Origin of the sequence: Pseudomonas japonica, from assembly GCF_900188455.1 — a bacterium.
GTDB lineage: Bacteria > Pseudomonadota > Gammaproteobacteria > Pseudomonadales > Pseudomonadaceae > Aquipseudomonas > Aquipseudomonas japonica.
Genome location: NZ_FZOL01000003.1, coordinates 161,219 through 178,720, shown reverse-complemented (window position 1 = coordinate 178,720; position 17,502 = coordinate 161,219). Strand labels below are relative to the sequence as shown.

The following is a 17,502-nucleotide window of genomic DNA, read 5'->3' as shown; positions in this document are numbered from 1 at the left end:
CGTACAATGAACCTGTTTCCCCCTGTATTGGCGGAGGTCCATCATGCGCTCGATCCTGACGCTCGCCACCGTGTGTCTGCTGGCCACCACCAGCATGGCACAGGCCGCGAGCGCGAATGTGCAGGTCAACTTCATCCATCCGGAAAAATTCCGCGACGCCAGTCTGCGCGGCGATGGTTACCAGCGAGGTGCCGACGAGCAGGTGATGAAGCAACTGCGGGTCTACCTGGAAACCCTCGGCAGCCGTTACCTGAGCACCGGCCAGAGCCTGCGCGTCGATATTCGCGACATCGACCTCGCCGGACACTACGAGCCCTGGCAGAGCAACGCCAGCTCGGTGCGCTTCATGCGTGATATCACCTGGCCAAGCATCGATCTGCACTACAGCCTGCTGGAGCAGGGGCAGGTGGTGAAGCAGGCCGACACGCGGGTGGACGACAAGTTCTACCTGCAGCGCGCGGGACGCCTGGGCAGCAGCGACTCGCTATGGTCGGAAAAGGCCATGCTCAACGACTGGTTCCGCGACCTGATGAAGCAGTGAAAGTCGTCTCGACAGCCCGACGGCTGGCAAGCGGCCAGTTCGTCGGGACGCTGCTACACTGAAACCGCTTACAGGAGGAACGAGTCATGTCCGACAAAGACATCCAAGCCCTGCTTACCCTCATCAACCATCGCCAGGAGCACCTGGCCAGCGCCTGCAAGGACATCGCCGACTGGATCGACAGCCAGGGCGACCTGCCCGTCGCCGGCCGGATCCGCGAAAGCCTGCGCGCCGTGGAAGCCGATGAAGTGCTGGTGAAACGCACCCTCACCACACTCTCGCTGGACCGACCGCTGCCACGCTTCCGACACTGAGCGGGACGACGACTCACCAGTCTTCGTGGTCCTCGTCGTCCAGCACATCCAGGCCGTATTCCTCTTCTTCTTCGTCCTCGACGTCGTCGAACATCGGGTCGGCGTGCTGTTCGCCTTCCTCGTCGTCGTGAAACTCACGGTCGAGCAGATGATCGTGCTCGGGTTCGTGGAGATCGTCTTCGTCGTGCATGGTTGTTTCCTGCGGGCTGATGCGAAATGACGGCGCCTGTATAGGCCGTTGCGCCTGCGCCGTCAACGCCTACAGCGCCTGACGCATCTGCACCAGTGCTACCCGCCTGCCGGCATGGTCCTGGCGTTCCTCGATACCGAACGGCAGGAAGCCCAGTTGCGGATACAGCAACAGGCCCGCGGTGTTGTGATTGAAGCAGGACACTTTCATCTCCCGCGCCTGATGCCGTTGCCGGGCGACCTCGATCATCTGCTCCACCAGAAAACGTGCCACACCCCGTCCACGGGCGGCGGGCGATACCAGCACATTGCCCAGCGAGCAGACACCACCCTGCTCCCATTGGTAGAAATTGGCGAACGCCAGCACCTCGTCGCCTTCGACCACCACCGAGGAATCGCTGCGCTGGGCAATGGCCGCGGCCAGTTGTTCCGGGGTCACCGGCCAGGTGCACTTGGGAAAGAAGAAGAACGCCTCGTCGGCGGACTGGGCAAAACCGCAGATGGCGGGGATGTCGGCAGCCTGGACAGGCCGGAAACTCAGGGTCACGGTCATTCACCTCAGGGCTTGTGGCCACTGGCCACGGCCAAACAGTTAACTACACTGGACCGATGCTGTAAACGCACCCGGTTTTGCCCTGCAAGCGCTCTAACACAGGCTGCGCCGAGGTAAAGCCAGACGTTGTGCGGATGTCATTGCTAGCCCGTCAATGATAATATTTCGCATTTGCCGGATTCCGCCCAGGGAAGGGACATGCAGGACAAGTACGAAATCCACTATGTGAAGAATGGCCTGAAGAAAGTCTTCGTCACCGACCGCAACGGCATGAGCTGGCTGGAGGCCTGGAAAGCCGCGCTGTTGATCGATGGCACCTGCGCCGGGACTACGGTAGGCCTGCGCTGCATCGACGAGGCCATGGCCCGCGCCGCCGACAGCGGCATCAGCAAGGTGCGCTGGAACAAGGCCAGCCACATCGTCTCCTGGAGCGAACGGGCGCGCTGGAACGAGGGCAGGTTGCTGGTCAAGCAACTGGATTGAGCCGGTGCCTTTCGCTGCAGGCAGCGGCTGATCCAACCCCAGCCGGGGCTGGATGCCACTGGACGTTGAAAATGCATGAGCGTCACGGCGCCAGCGTCGCCGATCGCCTGCGCACGTAGCCACTGGCCGGAACCTCGGTGATCTGCACGGAGAGATCGACTTTCTGCCGCAGCAGGGCCGGCTCGAAGATCTCGACCATCACCCCGAGCAAGGCACTGCTGATCGTGTGGCGCTTCTCGTCGTCGCCCGCCTTGCCCGTCACCGTGGATACGTTCAGGTGGATGAATTGCTGGTGATCCTCGCAATCGCCAACGAAATAGCCGTCGTAACGAACGAGACGAGTCTTGACCAGATCCAGGCGCAATCCGGACACCGCTACGAGCGCCTGGTGAAGTCGCTGGCAGGCGTCCTTGAAATCAACGGTGTCAGCCACCCCTGCGGTGTACTCAAGATAGACATGTGGCATGTTCGACTCCCATGGCGCAATCGAAAGCCGACCGGCACGCGCCGGCCGGGGAAAAGGCCTCGATCAACGGGTTGAAATGACGGGGAACTTGGGGTGCTCCATGGGCATGTCGAGCGTCAGCCCAAGCGGATCGGTGCGATGGTTCGAGGCCCCGGTGTAGCGCGCGGAAACCGGCAGCCACAGTGTCGAATACACCCAGCGCGGGGTATTGGAGCTGTTGGCGGGTGCGGCATGGATGACGTTCATGTCATGCACGGTGGCATCGCCGGCCTTGAGGGAAATCGGCGGCGACATTTCGAACTCGTCCAGCACCCATGGATGCTCATCGATCAGGGAAACGTTGTCGCGACGATTGAAGTAACGCCCCAGCATGCCCGCCCGATGGCTGCGGTTGAGAAACTGCATGGTGCCCATCTCCGGGGTCAGATCGACCAGCGCGATCCAGATATTCAGCGCACCCTGGCGGTCCAGCGGGTGATGGGGAAAGTCCTGGTGCCAGGGGGTGTCACCCCCGGCTTCGGCTTCCGGGTTCTTGGCGAACACATGGTCGGAGTAGAACCGCACGTCCTCGCCCACCAGTTGCGAAGCGATGCTCGCAAGCTGCGGCGAATGACTGAGTGCCTTGATCTGCGCACAGGTGTTGGAAACCTCGTCCCAGCGCGCATACCAGCGATAGGCATTGTCGATCTGCTTGCCGGGGTCGTTGCGGTCCACCGTGCGCGCCACCTCGCCCATCCGGGTCCTGGCCTCGTTGAGCAGCAACTGCACCGTTTCGGCATTGATCACGTTTTCCAGCTTCATCCAGCCGTTGGCCCGATAATCCCGGATTTGCCGGGCATCCAGCGAGTACGGTGCGTAGGCGGAATTGGCGTCGGTCTTCATGACTGCTTGCATGTTCAATCTCCATTGTTTCCAGGGTTTATTGAGCACTGCTTCAGGTGGCCGATTGCGCGGCCAGGGGTTGCTTGCGCAACAACAGGAGCGTCAACGCCCAGCCCACCGCCAACAGCAGCGAGGACAGGACGATCACTTCGGTGAAGCCGTGGCCGAACTGGGCAGCATCGGCCACGTTGATCAACAGACTGAAGATCGCCACCCCCACCAGCCCGCCGACCTGGCGCGAGGCATTGACGATGGCCGAGGCGACCCCGGACTTGTCGCTGCTGACGTGGTTGACCGCGGTGGTGGTCAAGGTGGGCACGGTCAGGGATATGCCGAAGCCGATCACGAACATCTGCACGGCGATATGGGCGTAGGGCGCGCCGCCGACGAAGGGGATCAAGGCAACGACGCCCAGCAAGGCGATGAGCAACCCCAGCGCCAGCAGCCGCCGCTCACCCAGTGCGGGCAGCCAGCGGGCAGCCAGTTGATTGCCGAAGAACAGCACGCCGGTCATGGGAATGAAGGCCAGACCGGTGTTGATCACGCTGTAGTGATTGACCTGCTGCAGGAAAATGCTGAACACGAAGATCAGCCCGTAGAACACGAAGTTCACGATCACCCCCAGTATCGAGGCCAGGCTGAACGCGGCATTGCTGAATACCGCCAGCGGCACCATCGGCCGGGCGCTGCGCGACTCGACCCAGAGGAACCCCAGCAGCCCGCCGGCAAAGCACGCGGCATGCAGCGCCACACGCAGGTCGACACCGCTGGCGCGGCCCAGCTCGATGACCGCATAGGTCAGGTTGGCCAGGGTGAACAAGGCCAGCAACTGTCCCCACAGGTCGAAGCCGCCGTTGCGGTTGGCCGGGATGCGTGGCGCATTGACCAGGCACAGGACGATCCCGATCAGGCCAATGGGCAGGTTGATGAAAAAGATGCTGCGCCAACCGAACACCCCTATCAGCAACCCGCCCACCACCGGGCCGGCCGCCAGGGCAATGCCCGCCACGCCCGCCCACAGGGCAATGGCCTTGCTGCGCTCGGCCGGCACGTCGAAGGTAATGCGCACCAGCGCCAGGGAGGTCGGCACCAGCAGTGCGGCACCGATGCCTTGCAGTGAGCGAAAGCCGATCAGCGCGGGCAAACTGTCCGCCAGGCCGCAGCCGAGGGAGGCCAGGGTGAATACCGCATAGCCCCACAGGAAAACCTTCTTGTGACCGAAGCGATCCCCCAGCGCGCCGCCGGTGAGCAGGAACGAAGCGAACAGCAGGGTGTAGGCGTTGACGATCCACTGCAACTGGAGCACGTCGGTGGCGAACTCGACCTTGAAGCTTTCGAGGGCCACGTTGACCACGCTGACATCGAGCAACACCACCACGAAGCCGAGGCAGGTCGCGAGTAGCGTCAGTTTTTTATTGCTGGAAACATCCATTGTGAATTCCTCATGGGGTGTTGAGCGCAACCGGCAGTGCTTCGAGCGTCGCCTCGACCCGCGCCTTGAACGCGAGCGCCGTCGAACGCTCGACGTTCAGCGAGCTGAACGCCAGCGCCGCGTGCCAGGTGCCGTTGAACCGGCCCAGGTGCAGGACGAAGTGGTAGTTGCCGCCGGAGCGATTGACGAGCGTCGAAAAACCCAGGACAGCCGCGGCCGGCCGGGTCAGAAAACGATCCAGCGGCCCCGTGTTGGTAAAGGCCAGGGCGGGTCGCGGGGTGTCGTCGCCAACCGGGGGTTCATGCAGGCTCAAGCGCGCCTTGTCCGCGACCACGACCTGCGCGTAGCGCTCGATGCATTCCAGAAGGCCGGAATCCTTGCCACCCAGGGTCGCCTTGCGCACGTCGATCTGGCAGGCCTTGGTCACTGGCTGGCCGTCGCTGTCCGGCTCACGCAGTGAATAGGCGGTGAACAGGTCGAACGCCGGCACGTCCGCATGCCTGAGATAGCTGTGGGCCAGAACCCCGCCCCAGATGGCGTTGGTGGTGAACCCCGACGTCGCGCGCAACTGCTCGATGCGTTGCGTCGCCGTGGCGCTGACCTGCAACCGGACAAAATCGGCGTAACTGGCCCGGCCCGCATCGACCGGCGAGGCCCGCCAATGCGCCAGACGGATATGGAACGCACGCGAGGCCCGCCCATTGGCAACCGCGGGATTCACCCCGAGATGACCGACCAGGCTGTCGACCAGCCTGGCGGTGCTGTAGCCGTCGGAAATGGCGTGATTGCGCGTCAGCAGGATATGCGTCTGCTTGATTGCGGCATCGACAACCAGCAGCGCGCGCCAGCCCTCCTCGTCTCCCAGCAGGCGGTTCAGCTCCAGCTTGAGCAATGCATCGACATGCAGTGACGCCGGTGTGGCGCAGGCGGTCGACTGCACATCCTCCCGCACCGCTACGAACCCATACTGGTCGGCGCCCAAAGGCACGATCTTCTGCCGCAGGAACGGGAAGTCGGCGACCAGTCGGGCGAATGCCTTGCGCGCCCGCAATGCGCTCACACAACCGGGTACCGTCAGCAGCGTGGTGACCTGCGTATTGCCATTGCGATCGAGAAAGTTGCGGTGGAACCGCTGTTCGGTTTCGTCCAGCAAACGGTGCAATTGCATACCCTGCCTCCCTGCCGCGCCTAGCGATCGATGAACTGCATCATTCGCTGTTCATAGCGTTCGCCGGCGACCGCCCACTGCCCCAGCAGCGCCTCGATTGCCTGGAGCTGCTCGCCATCGAGCACACAGGCATCGGCGCCCACGTTTTCTTCCAGGTAGTTGACGCGCTTGGTCCCCGGAATGACCGCCAGGTGCTGGCTGCGGGTCAGCAGCCAGGCCAGCGCCAACTGCGCGGGCGTCATCGACCAGGACGCCGCCAGCGCAAGGATCGATTCGGTCAGGAAGGTATTGGCGGCGAAATTCTCTTCGCGAAAGCGCGGATCCTGCTGGCGGAAATCATTGGCGTCGTAGTGGCTGGCGCTGGCCGCCTTGCCGGTCAGGAAGCCGCGCCCCAGGGGGCAGAAGGCGACGTAGCCGATGCCCAGGTGGTGCAGCAGCGGCAGGATGTCCTCTTCGACATTGCGCTCCCACAGCGAGTACTCTCCCTGGATCACGGAAAGTGGATGGACTGCATGGGCGCGTTCGATGGTGCGCGTGCCCACTTCGCAGAGTCCGAGGTATTTCACTTTGCCCTGCTCGACCAGGCGAGCCATGGCACCCACCACGTCTTCGATGGGAATGTCCGGGTCGAGCCTGTGCTGGTACAGCACATCGATGTAGTCCGTTCCCAGCCGCTTGAGAGACGCCTCGACGACTTTCTGCAGATTGGTTTCGGAGCTGTCGACGCCGACGATCTGGCCATCGACGATGCGAAAACCGAACTTGGTGGCGATCACCACCTCCTCCCGGCGCCCGGCGAAGGCGCGCCGCAACAGCTGCTCGTTGGTGAACGGCCCATACGCCTCGGCGCTGTCGAAGAAATCCACTCCCAGCTCCAGTGCGCGATGCAGCGTGCGCACCGACTCGGCGTCATCCGTCGCGCCGTACCACTGACTCATCCCCATGCAACCCAGCCCGATGCGACCGACACGCAGCCCCTGGGTACCCAACGTGATCCTGGAAACCATGGAATCGCCCTCCTTGTGATACTGATCGTTCTACATCTTTTTCAAATCCTCGCTCATTCGTCAATCACTGTTTCATGAAAATTTTTTATATTTTTCGGCGCAAATGAGATTTTTTCGTCAAAAAATCACAATAAATACTATTAAAAACAATGAATTAAATGGTTACCGTAAAAAACTCCTGCACCGTCAAATCAAAGTAAATAATTGGATCCAATAACCTGAAACACCTTGACACATAAATTCTGGAGGGATAAACACCGTCAATAGAGACATAACAGTCTCTCTTTTACCCCCTGAAGATCGAGGACGAACGCATGGGCAAGATGGACTCTTGGATCGGCCACTGGCAGCGAAGGGTGCCGACCTTCAAAGCAGAATGCGCCCAGGCGCAAGCGAGCTATCTGGAAAGGCTCGACAAACCTCTCCGGACGCAGGAGCACGTCCTGGAGGACATCATTCATGTGTGCCACAAGTCGTTGTTCTGGAAGGAAAATGGCTTCCGGGTCAGCCACTGCAACGGCAGGATCACCCACACCAACATCCCGGTGATGACCTATGAGGACTTCCGCGAAATCCTCGTGCGGGAAGGTCAGCAGAAAGGCGGGATACTCAGTTGCAGCCCGGTCGTGCGCTGGCTCAAGACCAGCGGCACCACCGGGCAATCCAAGCGCATCCCCTACACCCTGCACTGGATCCGCCAGTACCGGGTCCCCGCGATCCAGACGATGTGGGGGTTCTTCGGCCATGACTACCCTGCCCTGCACGCCAACCCCTGGGCCACGCTGGACACCCAGACCGTACGCGACCCGAGTACCGAGTACGTCGAAGGGCTGCCCTATCAGGCGATCAGCAACCGGCACCCGCAGGTCGGCAGTGGCGACTGGAATCCGCCCTGGTATGAAGCCCCCTGGTTCACCCCGACTGCCGACGCCAGCCATGAGCAGAAGATGTATGCGCGACTGCTGTGGACCCTTGGCGAGGATGTCAGGCTGCTGACCTCGATCAACCCCAGCACCCTGCTCTCCCTGCACCACTGCCTGCTGGAAAACCGTGAACGCCTGCTGCGCGATCTGCATGACGGCGCCTGGACCGGCGCCAACCTGCGCGCGGCCGACCCCGTTGCCGCGCGACGGTTCGAGGCCGTGCTGTCTCGCGATGGCGTTGCGCTGACCGATGTATGGCCGGGCCTGGAGCGCTTCAGTTGCTGGACGGCGGCCTCCGCCAAGCTCTACAAGCCCCAGCTGGAGCGGATCCTGGGGCCGGCAACGGTGCTGCCCTTCATGTCGTGCGGTACCGAGGGCGTGGTGACCCTTCCCGTGGACGATGATCAGGACAGCCAGCCGCTGGCGGTGGATCAGGCCTTCTTCGAATTCATCCCGGTGTCGGTGGACATGGATGCGCTGGTACGCGACCGGCTGCAGCCGGAAACCGTGGCCCTGGACCAGCTCAAGGAAGGCGACGAATACCACCTGGTCATGTGGCAGGGCAACGGCATGGTTCGCATGTACACCGGCGATATCTACCGCGTGCATGGCTACTACCGTGGCGTCCCCCGCATCAGCTTCAGCCGGCGCAACGGCGTCATGCATTCATTCACCGGCGAGAAGATCACCGAGACCCAGCTGCACGAAGCCGTGCAACTGTGCGGCATCCCCAATGCCGGGCTGTATCTGTGTGCCCCGGTCTGGCACGAAACGCCCTACTACGCCGTCGCCATCGAAGCGGGCGACGCGCCGAGCGGCGAGTCGGAGACGCTCAGCCAGTTGCTCGACGGGCATCTGCAGACGATCAACATCGAGTACGAATCCAAGCGCAGCAGCAAGCGCCTGGGGCAGATCAAGGTCATCACGGTACCGGGCAACGCGATCTCGCAGGCCATCGAGCAGGAGAAAGCAGCCCGGAAAACCCTTCAGATCAAATACAAGCCATTCCAACCGGACCTTTCCCTTCTGGGCATCCAGCAACCTTGATATTGAGAGGCACTCATGAACATGCATCTGTTTCAGCACAGCATCGCCCGCGAGGTTCATTACCTGGCCGGGGCAGACCGGCGGATCGCGTTGCATGCCTGGCGCCCGCAGCGGCCGCGGGGAGCCATCCTGTATTTTCATGGACTGCAGAGCCATGCCGGGTGGTTGTGGTCGGTCGGCAATGCCTTCGCCAACCTGGGGATCGCCTTCTACGCCCTGGACCGTGAGGGATGTGGCATCAGCAGTGGCCAGCGGCACAGTTTTCCGGACGTTCGTACGCTGCACGACGACGCGGCGGCGGCCATCGAGCACATTCGCCGCGAAGTGCCCGACGACATTCAGCTCTGCCTGTTCGGACACTGCCTGGGAGGCTCGGTGCTCGCGGCCATCGCCAGCTGGCCCCAGGGCCGGTTGGCCTTTGACAACCTGGTCATCTGCTCGGCCTGGCTGGGCAAGATGCACGATCGGCTCAGCGAGCAGGAGCGCGCGCACATCGCCCTGGATGACCGGCCGGAGCTGTGGGATTCCGGACTCGATGCCGATGACTTCACCGCCAACCCCCATCTGGCCGAGTTCATCCGCAACGATGCGCTGGCCACCACCCACCTGCAGCACCGCGAGCGCAAAAAGCTGCTGGCACTGGAACAGGTCTACCTGGCCGACGATGCCTTGCCCATCGACGTACCCAGCCTGTTCATCTGCGCCGACAAGGACCCGCTGGTGGACGTCGGCACCAGCGTCGGTCACTTCCAGCAGCTGTGTCGCAACAGCTCGACCCTGCTGGTGAATCAGGACAAGCACTACCTGTTCTTCACCGCCGCGATGGGCCAGGTCGTGCAGTTCACCGCCGATTTCGTCAAAGCCAACGGACACTACACCTATGACGCCGCCTGAGGTGTACCTCGTGCGCCAGCCCATGGCCAACCCGTTCGTTCACGGCGCCCACCGACGACAGACGTCGGACAGCGTGGTGCTCAGCTGGACCCGCGGCGGCTTTACCGGCATCGGCGAATGCGCGCCACGTCGCTACGTCACGGCGGAAGACTGCGAATCGGTGCTGGCGGAGCTGCGCCGCATCGACTTCGCTCAGCTGGCGCGGGCGTTGGCCAGCGGCGATCCGCTCGACCGTGGTCGCGATCTCCATGAGCAGGGCCTGCCGTCGCTGTCCGGGCAGGCGGTTGGCAACAACACCCGCTGCCTGGTGGAGATGGCGATCCTCGACACACTGGCCCAGCAAGCCGACCTGCCACTGTCCGACTTCCTCCTGCGCATTGCCTCGCCCGCCCGGGCGGCACGCCGGGCCCTGCCCGCCCAGGTCAACATCACCCAGGTGCTTGACCTGTCGCAACCGGTGCAGGCGTTCCTTGAACAGCGCAAGCCACGGGGTTCGCTCAAGCTCAAGCTGGCCGGCGAGGCACAGGCCAATCGACAGCGCCTGCACGGCATCAGGGCGCTGGCGCCGGACCTGGCGCTGTACGTGGACCCGAACATGAGCTGGTCGCCGCAGCAACTGCGGGACAGCGCCCGGCCGTTTGCCGAACTGGGCGTGACCTTGTTCGAGGAGCCCTTGCCCAGAGGCAGCCTGGAGGATTACCGCCAGGCGCGTCTCGAACATGGCGCAAGGATCATGCTGGATGAGTCGGTCAGTTCGCCGGCCAGCCTGGAGAAGGCCTTGCAGCACCAGGCGCTGGATGCGGTGAACCTGCGCATCGCCAAATGCGGCGGCTTGCTCACCACCGCGAAGATGATCGAGCAGTGCCAGCAGTGGGGCCTGCCCGTCTATCTGGGCGTGCAGGTTGCCGAAGTCGGTCCGTTGATCGCGGCGCACCGTGCGCTGCTGACGGCCTGTGACGGCTTCATGGGCGTGGAAGCCGGACAGCACGACCGTTTCTTCGACGGCAACCTGCTCGAACCGATGCCCGCCATCGATCGACTGCACAACGCGATCGACCTGCCCGTCCCGACGCAGCCGGGCCTCGGCTGCCGGCTGACGCCCCGGGTCCTGCCCTACCGCACGGCAATCGATGCCGACCGATATCCCAACGACCCCCTTCACATGGAGCGTGCGCAGTGAAGTATTTTTCCGATTTGCTTGTCGACCTGCTGATCGCCCACGACATCGAGTACGTCTGCTTCAACCCCGGCGCCTCGTTCCGCGGCATTCATGATTCGCTGGTGCATCACCCCGACCCGGCGGTACCGGCCATCCTGATGTGCTGCCATGAAGAAATCTCCGTGGCCATGGCCCATGGTTACTACAAGGCCAGCGGCAAGCACATGGCCGTGCTGGTGCATGCCAACATCGGCCTGCAACACGCGAGCATGGCCATCTTCAATGCCTGGTGCGACCGCGTTCCGTTGCTGGTACTGGGCGGCAACGGCCCCATCGACGCGGCGCTGCGCCGCCCCTGGATCGACTGGATCCATACCTCCCAGGGCATCGACAAATTGCTCTCCGGCTATACCAAATGGACCGACATGCCGGTGTCCCAGGGCGCCACCCTGGAATCCGTGCAGCGTGCGTTGAAACTCTGCGCCGCCGAGCCCCATGCCCCGTGCTATGTGGCCATCGACAGCGCCGTCCAGGAAGAACCCCTGGCTGACCATCTGGCCCTGCCGGACGGTCCGATACGCCCGGAACGCCTGTCGGCACTGGACGACCAGCAACTGGCCGAGCTGATGGCCCAGTTGACCAGCGCCCAACACCCGGTGCTCGCCGTCGACTACGCCGCGCTGAACGACGAACAGGCCGCGCAACTGCTGGAAATCGCCACCCTCACGGGGGCCGCGGTGATTTCCCGCAATGGCCGCTACAACGTGCCCAATACCCATCCGCTGGTCTTCCAGGACCACGATGCGCACCTGCTGGGCGAATGCGACTTTCTGCTGGCCCTGGAAGTCCAGGACCTGCACGGCCTGCTCGCCCACTCCGGCCAGCAGCCCCACCCGGGGCTGTATATCGCGACCCTGGGCACCCACTCGCTGCTGATCAGCAGTTGGGTCGCCGACAGCCAGAAACTGGTGTGCGCGGACCTGGTGCTGCACGCCAACGTCGCCGCCTCCATCGCGCGGATCGCCCAGGCCACCCGGGCCTCCAGCGAGTTGCGCGAGCACCCGGCACAGGCGCGGATCGACGCACGCATCCAACGCATAGCCGCGCACAAACAGGCCCGTCACCAGGCGCTGCTCGCGCAGGTGACCCAGCCTGCCGACGGCCTGACCATCGCCCAGGCGCTGATTGCCATTCATGAAGCCATCGGCCATCAGCGCTGGGTGCTGACCAACACCGGCAGCGTGACAATCGACACCCTGGTGCGCGAGCTCTGGCCGATCGAGCGCAGCGAGGCCTATATCGGCATGAGCGGTGGCGCCGGGCTCGGCTATGGACTGGGCGCGGCCATCGGCGCGGCGGTTGCCCACCAAGGCACTGGCCGCCTGTGCATCAACCTGCAATCGGACGGCGACCTGCTCTATACCCCAAGCGCCCTGTGGACCCTGTCGGCCTATGACATTCCGCTGCTGGTGCTGGTGATCAACAACCGGCTCTACCTCAACTCCAAGCAGCACGCCGAACGGATCGCCGACCTGCGCCAGCGGCCCATCGACCTGTCCGACCTGGCGACCAGCTTCCATGACAACGAGGTGGACTTCGTCGCCCTGGCGCAGACCTTCAACCTCTACAGCCCGGGCAGCGCCGACAACCCCGCGGCGATCCAGGAAAGGATCAGCGACTGCCTGACCTACATGCAGACCCACGGCAAACCCGCCCTGCTGGAAATCAAGACGCTTTAGGAGCTGTCTCATGTCGATCATTTTTGAATGCGCGCGCGACGGCCAGCGCTATGTGGCCAGCCCCGGCGGCGCCGGGCAATACACGCTGTATCCGGTGCCCGGGCTCTACGTCTTGCTGCGTGACACCGACGCGAGCAAGTACCCGGGTGGCCCGCTGGAATACCTGCGCGAACATATTCCGGCCCCCTTGACCGTCACCGACCTGACAGGCTTCGAACTGCTGCCCTGCCTGCTGCCGCCAGACCCGCGCCAGGGCGTGGTCTGCGGCTTCGGCCTGACCCACCAGAGCAAGATCGCGACACCACCGCAAGACGACGAGCGACCGGCCTTCTTCATCAAGGGTTTTGCCGACACCCTCAAGCGCAGTGGCGAGGTGCTGCGCATGAGTCGCGGAGCGCTGTCGGCGTGCGAGGAAGCGGAAGTGGTGGCCCTGTTTCTGGTGGACGCCAACGGCCAGCCTGGCTACCTGGGCTACACCTTCGGCAACGACCTGACCGATATCGAGCTGGCCCGATCCAAGCGCAATTACCTGGCCTACGCCAAGCTCCAGCCCAGCGCCATTTCTCACCTGTTCTACTGGCAGCCCCTGCCCGAGCTGATCAAGGGCAGGACCTCGATCTACCGCGCTGGCGATCTGCACTGGCAACAGGACTTCAACACCGGCCTGTCCTGCCTCAGCTACGACGCCAACGATCTGTTCGACACCCTCTGGCAGCACCCCTCGCTGCGCCTGCCCGGCACGCTGATCTACCTCTATATGGGCGCCGATCGCAACAGCGCCGACGCCGGTATTCACCTCAGCCATGGTGACACCGTGGTGTGCGATTTCGACGGCGGTCCGCGCCTGAGCAACCTGATCGAATGGGAGAACCGCCATGTATAAACGCATTGTCTTGCTGAAAAGCTCCGACGCCGCCGCCTTGTCGACGCTGCTGCGGGAACTCCACGATTTTCCGGCGCACGTGCCCGGGCTGGTCTCGGTGGAGATCATCGCCGACAGCGGCGACCGTTCGCTGGGTTATGACCAGGGCTTCATCCTGACATTCACCGACGCATCAGTGCTCCCGGACTGGCGCGAACACCCCCTGCACGCCGCATTCCGCCCGCGCCTGCGCGCGCTGTGCGAGATGCTGATCTTCGACTACCCGCACCCCACTCCCCTGCCACAGGAGCAAGACCGCCATGCCTGCGTTTGAACCCACCACCCAGGTCCTGGTCATCGGCGGTTCCGCCGGCATCGGTTTCGCCATTGCCAGGCTGTTTCACCAGCAAGGTGCCAGCGTCACCCTGGCAGGACGAAGCGCCGAGCGCCTGAGCCTGGCGGCACGGGACATCGACCCGGCCGTTGCCACCGAGCCACTGGACGTCACCCGCCCGGAACAACTGGAGCGCTTCTTTGCCCGCCCCACGCGCTGGGACCACATCGTGGTCACCGCGGCCTCGCTGACCTTCGGCCCGGTGCGCAGCGTTTCCCTGGCGGATGCGCAACGCATCTTCGACAGCAAGTTCTGGGCGGCCTACCACATCGCCCGGCTGGCCTCGTTCAACGACCAGGGTTCGTTGACCCTGGTCTCGGGACGCTTCGCCCAGCGCGCCGGGCCGCAGACGGCCTTGATCAGTGCCGTGAACGCCGGTATCGAGGGTTTTGCCCGGGGCCTGGCCAGTGAGCTGTCGCCGGTACGGGTCAATGTGCTGTCTCCCGGGTTTGTCGATACCGGCCTGCACGCCGAAGCCCTCGTCGAGAAAATGCGCCAGCGCAGCCAGTCGCTCCCGGTCAAGCGCATTGCCCGACCGGAAGACATCGCCTCGGCCGCCCTGCTGCTGGCCGGCAATCCGATGATCAGCGGCACGGTACTCGCCGTGGACGGCGGAGATACCGTCACACTCACGTAATTGCGATAAAACCGGGCGAAATACCGGGCAGAGACTGAGATAGACTGGTCTACCTCAAAATGTTACGGTTTTCGCCTGTTCACTTCCCGAATCTGGAGTTCCGAGTTGTCGGTATCGAAGAAGCAGCATGTCGTCGACACTGCCACCAGCCTGTTTTCCCAACACGGCTTTCGCCCCGTGGGCGTTGACTGGATCATTGAAGCGTCGGGTGTCGCCAGGATGACCATGTACCGTAATTTCAGCGGCAAGGAAGACCTGGTGAAAACAGTGCTTAGGCAGCGTTCTGATCACTTGATCCAGCAACTGAAGACGCGCATGGAAGAAAAGCCCAGCCTGGATGAAAAGATCATTTCGCTCTTCGACTGGCGTGGTCAGTGGTTCTGTTCCACCAACTTCGCCGGCTGTCTGTTCGGTCGCGCGGTCGCCGAGTTTCCGGACCATTCGGACATTCGCGAGATTGCCCTCGACTACAAGCGCAAGATGCATGGGCTTATCGAAGAAGTGATTGCCCGTCACCACACCCAGGAAACCGCCAATACCCTCGCGACCTACATCATGATGCTGCTGGACGGGGCCACGGTGAACGCACAGGCGTTTGGCGAAAGTCACTTCGCGAGGGATGCCTGCGATGCGGCGCTGATGCTGCTGCGATTCAATATCGGCAAGCAGATTCGCTGAGCGGTTTGAAACCAGTGGGGTTGCTTACATGCGGGTAAATTCCTTCGTGTGCGTCCCCATGAAGTTGCCACACTTGGCGACTGCGGAGTTCTGCCCGGTCAGATTGAAGCGACAGCTGTTGCGACCAAACATCCCCATCACCCAGGAAAACACCAGCGTATCGCCTTCGAATCGCTCTTCATCCGCCGAGCCCTGAGTATTGGTGCTGACCCTGTCGAACTGATAACTCACCGTCGGACTTGCCTGCGCGTTGCTGATGGTCAGGACATACAGATCAGTACGCCAACTACCGTTGTATCGCTCGCGTCCTTGAGCCGAAGCATCAGGCTTGACGCCGGCCGCCCCCTGCGCCCCCCCGCCGGCTTGAGATGCCTGGCCCTGGCACACTTCGCATTTCACACCTGAAAAGCTCTTCATGCTGATCGGTTCAGTGCCGAAGGTGCTTTCGTCAGTTTTGTTCGTCCCGGCCAACACATTGAAATAGGGAGTGTCATCGATAAAGTAGGAAACCTTCGAACAACTTGCCGTGCTGGAGGTAATCGTATAGTTGGCCGTGAATGACGGTTTTGAACCGGAGACCGACTTCAAGTTTATCGACGCCGTACACTGACCAACAATCTTGCCGCAATCGCATAGCGGTTCTGCTTGCACCGTTGCTGTAGCCAGCCCAATGCATCCACACATAAAGGCGATCCGGATCTGGTTCATTTCATGTGCTCCTATCTGGCAACCCGCCCATAGGCATTCTAGCTGCGTTCTCACCCTCCTCTTTTCACACGAGGATCAAATGCTCGTGCCCATGGACTCGTCCACTGGTCAGCCCAGGCGCGTATACCGGGGAAACAGGCGTCTACTGGTGGTTATGCCGTCAGATTCGACGAAGAAGACGCCCATCGAGGTGTGCCCCATGAGACGCATCCAGAAGATCACGCAGCAACGTCGACGGCAGTTGCACGTTCATATTGCACCCAGCGGATTGCAGGAGATGCCGCAGGGCGAGGGATCGAGCAGAACGCGGCCGGCGTCGGTGCGAGAAGTCAGCGAAGCCGCAGGAAGAAGACCTGCGTTTGAAGGTTCGACCTGGGACTGAGGCCTCCCTTCGATCAGGAAGCCTCACCCCGCTTCACTGATGCTTCTACTGGCGGCAACAGGAGCAAGTTGACCACTGAGTCGACAAAAGACTACGTACGTCATGGTTTTATGCAGAAAAATTTGTCTTCATTTCTCATGTCGCAAACATAGTAATCCACTTTCAATCGCGAGCCTTTCGTCTCCGTACCGGCAACGACCAAAGCGGTTCCGCCTGGCTTGATCACATTTGTAGTTCCCCAGCCCACGGATTTGTTTTCTTTGCATTTTTGTGGCGTTCGAATGTCGTAGAAGCAGTGAGTTACCGCCACGGGAATTGTGCATGTGCTTTTGATCTGCTTGACGTCGTGAGCAACACCGGTGCCCCAATTTTCGAAGCTTATACAACCAGGAGAAATCACAGGGGCTCTGGTATCAAATTTTACCCCTTGCTTCTTGGTCACCATCTGTTCGAGCAGCCCATCCCTGTACAGCTGACGTCCCTCGCGGCCTGCGACTTGTAGTTCGCCATAAACAAGTGCATTGCTATCATCCCCCTCAGGCCTGACCGGCTGATCTTTTATTTTCGAGGCACTTTCCGCTGCGATATTTTTCTTTGTCCCAGCGGACTGATTCAGCCAGCACGCAATGACTTTATCCAGCTCTTTCCATGAAAGTCTCTCGCCATCATCATAGCTCTGGTTGCCTGAGAAGACCGCAGTTGCAAGGTACCTCTCTCTGAATTTTTCAATATAATTCTTTATCTTGATCCAATCATGCTCTGTGATATTTTCCAAATCCTTCTCTGAAGCGGGCCCGGCATGAATTGACAAACTCGGAATCGGCACCCCCTCCAATGGCATCTGCCCTGCCTGCAGAGTAAAGGCATCTAAATTATAGATACTCCTGTTTTCCAGCCTGACGACATGACCAGACTCTGACCCATGGTAATAGGGATACTCGACAGGGCATCGCGCAAGAGCAGCACTGGAAAAACCCAACAAACAAGATGTGGCCAATATTAGCTTGTGCATACCTGCCCCAGAATAATGGCAATACGCCATTC

21 protein-coding genes are annotated in these 17,502 nt (G+C 61.9%); 12 read left to right on the top strand and 9 right to left on the bottom strand.

Features of this window, described 5'->3' with window-relative positions:
- Nucleotides 1–43 precede the first annotated feature (43 nt).
- Nucleotides 44–541, top strand: coding sequence for a DUF3016 domain-containing protein (locus CHB99_RS05655; protein ID WP_042125129.1), 498 nt, complete (start codon nt 44–46; stop codon nt 539–541).
- 86 nt (nt 542–627) lie between these two features.
- Nucleotides 628–855 carry a hypothetical protein gene (locus CHB99_RS05650; RefSeq protein WP_042125127.1) on the top strand — a complete coding sequence of 76 codons (228 nt, stop codon included), beginning with the start codon at nt 628–630 and terminating at the stop codon, nt 853–855.
- A 13-nt stretch (nt 856–868) separates the two neighbouring features.
- On the opposite strand, the gene CHB99_RS29745 is transcribed toward CHB99_RS05650, so the two are convergent.
- Nucleotides 869–1,045 carry a hypothetical protein gene (locus tag CHB99_RS29745; RefSeq protein WP_167335862.1) on the bottom strand — a complete coding sequence of 59 codons (177 nt, stop codon included), beginning with the start codon at nt 1,043–1,045 and terminating at the stop codon, nt 869–871.
- Between the two features lie 69 nt (nt 1,046–1,114).
- Nucleotides 1,115–1,591: a GNAT family N-acetyltransferase gene (locus tag CHB99_RS05645; protein ID WP_042125203.1), complete on the bottom strand. Its 477-nt coding sequence runs from the start codon at nt 1,589–1,591 to the stop codon at nt 1,115–1,117.
- A gap of 204 nt (nt 1,592–1,795) precedes the next feature.
- Between CHB99_RS05645 and CHB99_RS05640 the strand changes: the two genes are divergently transcribed.
- Nucleotides 1,796–2,080 (top strand): DUF6555 family protein, encoded by a 285-nt coding sequence (locus CHB99_RS05640; protein ID WP_042125125.1) that lies wholly within the window; start codon nt 1,796–1,798, stop codon nt 2,078–2,080.
- Nucleotides 2,081–2,162: 82 nt separating this feature from the next.
- Here CHB99_RS05640 and CHB99_RS05635 read toward each other — a convergent pair whose 3' ends face one another.
- The 5 genes from CHB99_RS05635 to CHB99_RS05615 all read right to left on the bottom strand — a co-directional run bounded on the left by CHB99_RS05635 (nt 2,163) and on the right by CHB99_RS05615 (nt 7,035).
- Entirely contained in the window at nt 2,163–2,546 is a 384-nt protein-coding gene (locus tag CHB99_RS05635) for a tautomerase family protein (RefSeq protein ID WP_042125122.1), read from the bottom strand.
- A 63-nt stretch (nt 2,547–2,609) separates the two neighbouring features.
- A complete protein-coding gene (locus CHB99_RS05630; RefSeq protein WP_042125120.1) occupies nt 2,610–3,440 on the bottom strand; it encodes a phytanoyl-CoA dioxygenase family protein in 831 nt (276 codons plus the stop codon).
- 40 nt (nt 3,441–3,480) lie between these two features.
- Nucleotides 3,481–4,860, bottom strand: a complete 1,380-nt coding sequence (locus CHB99_RS05625) for an MFS transporter (RefSeq protein ID WP_042125117.1) — start codon at nt 4,858–4,860, stop codon at nt 3,481–3,483.
- A 10-nt stretch (nt 4,861–4,870) separates the two neighbouring features.
- Nucleotides 4,871–6,028: a condensation domain-containing protein gene (locus tag CHB99_RS05620; protein ID WP_042125115.1), complete on the bottom strand. Its 1,158-nt coding sequence runs from the start codon at nt 6,026–6,028 to the stop codon at nt 4,871–4,873.
- Between the two features lie 20 nt (nt 6,029–6,048).
- Nucleotides 6,049–7,035 (bottom strand): aldo/keto reductase, encoded by a 987-nt coding sequence (locus CHB99_RS05615; RefSeq protein ID WP_042125113.1) that lies wholly within the window; start codon nt 7,033–7,035, stop codon nt 6,049–6,051.
- A gap of 314 nt (nt 7,036–7,349) precedes the next feature.
- On the opposite strand from CHB99_RS05615, the gene CHB99_RS05610 reads away from it, so the two are divergent.
- From CHB99_RS05610 to CHB99_RS05575, 8 genes are all read left to right on the top strand, one after another.
- On the top strand, nt 7,350–9,005 hold the full coding sequence (locus CHB99_RS05610) for a GH3 family acyl-acid amido synthetase (RefSeq protein ID WP_042125111.1): 1,656 nt from the start codon (nt 7,350–7,352) through the stop codon (nt 9,003–9,005).
- Nucleotides 9,006–9,020: 15 nt separating this feature from the next.
- Nucleotides 9,021–9,899: an alpha/beta hydrolase gene (locus tag CHB99_RS05605; RefSeq protein ID WP_042125109.1), complete on the top strand. Its 879-nt coding sequence runs from the start codon at nt 9,021–9,023 to the stop codon at nt 9,897–9,899.
- A complete protein-coding gene (locus CHB99_RS05600) occupies nt 9,886–11,079 on the top strand; it encodes an enolase C-terminal domain-like protein (protein WP_042125107.1) in 1,194 nt (397 codons plus the stop codon). The genes CHB99_RS05605 and CHB99_RS05600 overlap by 14 nt, the downstream gene beginning before the upstream one ends.
- Complete coding sequence (locus CHB99_RS05595; RefSeq protein WP_042125105.1) at nt 11,076–12,797, top strand: thiamine pyrophosphate-binding protein; 1,722 nt, start codon at nt 11,076–11,078, stop codon at nt 12,795–12,797. The genes CHB99_RS05600 and CHB99_RS05595 overlap by 4 nt, the downstream gene beginning before the upstream one ends.
- Nucleotides 12,798–12,807: 10 nt before the next feature.
- On the top strand, nt 12,808–13,680 hold the full coding sequence (locus CHB99_RS05590; protein ID WP_042125103.1) for a sugar transporter: 873 nt from the start codon (nt 12,808–12,810) through the stop codon (nt 13,678–13,680).
- Nucleotides 13,673–13,993, top strand: coding sequence for a Dabb family protein (locus CHB99_RS05585; protein ID WP_042125101.1), 321 nt, complete (start codon nt 13,673–13,675; stop codon nt 13,991–13,993). Before CHB99_RS05590 ends, CHB99_RS05585 begins: the two co-directional genes overlap by 8 nt.
- Nucleotides 13,980–14,690 carry an SDR family oxidoreductase gene (locus CHB99_RS05580; protein WP_042125100.1) on the top strand — a complete coding sequence of 237 codons (711 nt, stop codon included), beginning with the start codon at nt 13,980–13,982 and terminating at the stop codon, nt 14,688–14,690. The genes CHB99_RS05585 and CHB99_RS05580 overlap by 14 nt, the downstream gene beginning before the upstream one ends.
- 105 nt (nt 14,691–14,795) lie before the next feature.
- Complete coding sequence (locus tag CHB99_RS05575; RefSeq protein WP_042125098.1) at nt 14,796–15,368, top strand: TetR/AcrR family transcriptional regulator; 573 nt, start codon at nt 14,796–14,798, stop codon at nt 15,366–15,368.
- Nucleotides 15,369–15,392: 24 nt separating this feature from the next.
- Here the strand turns inward: CHB99_RS05575 and CHB99_RS05570 are convergent, their stop codons facing one another.
- A complete protein-coding gene (locus CHB99_RS05570) occupies nt 15,393–16,076 on the bottom strand; it encodes a hypothetical protein (RefSeq protein ID WP_052419438.1) in 684 nt (227 codons plus the stop codon).
- Between the two features lie 199 nt (nt 16,077–16,275).
- Between CHB99_RS05570 and CHB99_RS29430 the strand changes: the two genes are divergently transcribed.
- On the top strand, nt 16,276–16,458 hold the full coding sequence (locus tag CHB99_RS29430; protein WP_141137252.1) for a hypothetical protein: 183 nt from the start codon (nt 16,276–16,278) through the stop codon (nt 16,456–16,458).
- 100 nt (nt 16,459–16,558) lie between these two features.
- On the opposite strand, the gene CHB99_RS05565 is transcribed toward CHB99_RS29430, so the two are convergent.
- Nucleotides 16,559–17,470: a hypothetical protein gene (locus tag CHB99_RS05565; protein ID WP_141137251.1), complete on the bottom strand. Its 912-nt coding sequence runs from the start codon at nt 17,468–17,470 to the stop codon at nt 16,559–16,561.
- Nucleotides 17,471–17,502: the final 32 nt, after the last annotated feature.

What these genes read in the sequence shown, in the direction of transcription:
- CHB99_RS29745 (WP_167335862.1), bottom strand. Translation starts at nt 1,045, where the DNA reads ATGCACGACGAAGACGATCTCCACGAACCCGAGCACGATCATCTGCTC.
- CHB99_RS05640 (WP_042125125.1), top strand. Translation starts at nt 1,796, where the DNA reads ATGCAGGACAAGTACGAAATCCACTATGTGAAGAATGGCCTGAAGAAA.
- CHB99_RS05600 (WP_042125107.1), top strand. Translation starts at nt 9,886, where the DNA reads ATGACGCCGCCTGAGGTGTACCTCGTGCGCCAGCCCATGGCCAACCCG.
- CHB99_RS05625 (WP_042125117.1), bottom strand. Translation starts at nt 4,860, where the DNA reads ATGGATGTTTCCAGCAATAAAAAACTGACGCTACTCGCGACCTGCCTC.
- CHB99_RS05590 (WP_042125103.1), top strand. Translation starts at nt 12,808, where the DNA reads ATGTCGATCATTTTTGAATGCGCGCGCGACGGCCAGCGCTATGTGGCC.
- CHB99_RS05580 (WP_042125100.1), top strand. Translation starts at nt 13,980, where the DNA reads ATGCCTGCGTTTGAACCCACCACCCAGGTCCTGGTCATCGGCGGTTCC.
- CHB99_RS05585 (WP_042125101.1), top strand. Translation starts at nt 13,673, where the DNA reads ATGTATAAACGCATTGTCTTGCTGAAAAGCTCCGACGCCGCCGCCTTG.
- CHB99_RS05565 (WP_141137251.1), bottom strand. Translation starts at nt 17,470, where the DNA reads ATGCACAAGCTAATATTGGCCACATCTTGTTTGTTGGGTTTTTCCAGT.
- CHB99_RS05650 (WP_042125127.1), top strand. Translation starts at nt 628, where the DNA reads ATGTCCGACAAAGACATCCAAGCCCTGCTTACCCTCATCAACCATCGC.
- CHB99_RS05620 (WP_042125115.1), bottom strand. Translation starts at nt 6,028, where the DNA reads ATGCAATTGCACCGTTTGCTGGACGAAACCGAACAGCGGTTCCACCGC.
- CHB99_RS05615 (WP_042125113.1), bottom strand. Translation starts at nt 7,035, where the DNA reads ATGGTTTCCAGGATCACGTTGGGTACCCAGGGGCTGCGTGTCGGTCGC.
- CHB99_RS05655 (WP_042125129.1), top strand. Translation starts at nt 44, where the DNA reads ATGCGCTCGATCCTGACGCTCGCCACCGTGTGTCTGCTGGCCACCACC.
- CHB99_RS05605 (WP_042125109.1), top strand. Translation starts at nt 9,021, where the DNA reads ATGAACATGCATCTGTTTCAGCACAGCATCGCCCGCGAGGTTCATTAC.
- CHB99_RS05570 (WP_052419438.1), bottom strand. Translation starts at nt 16,076, where the DNA reads ATGAACCAGATCCGGATCGCCTTTATGTGTGGATGCATTGGGCTGGCT.
- CHB99_RS05610 (WP_042125111.1), top strand. Translation starts at nt 7,350, where the DNA reads ATGGGCAAGATGGACTCTTGGATCGGCCACTGGCAGCGAAGGGTGCCG.
- CHB99_RS05635 (WP_042125122.1), bottom strand. Translation starts at nt 2,546, where the DNA reads ATGCCACATGTCTATCTTGAGTACACCGCAGGGGTGGCTGACACCGTT.
- CHB99_RS05630 (WP_042125120.1), bottom strand. Translation starts at nt 3,440, where the DNA reads ATGCAAGCAGTCATGAAGACCGACGCCAATTCCGCCTACGCACCGTAC.
- CHB99_RS29430 (WP_141137252.1), top strand. Translation starts at nt 16,276, where the DNA reads ATGAGACGCATCCAGAAGATCACGCAGCAACGTCGACGGCAGTTGCAC.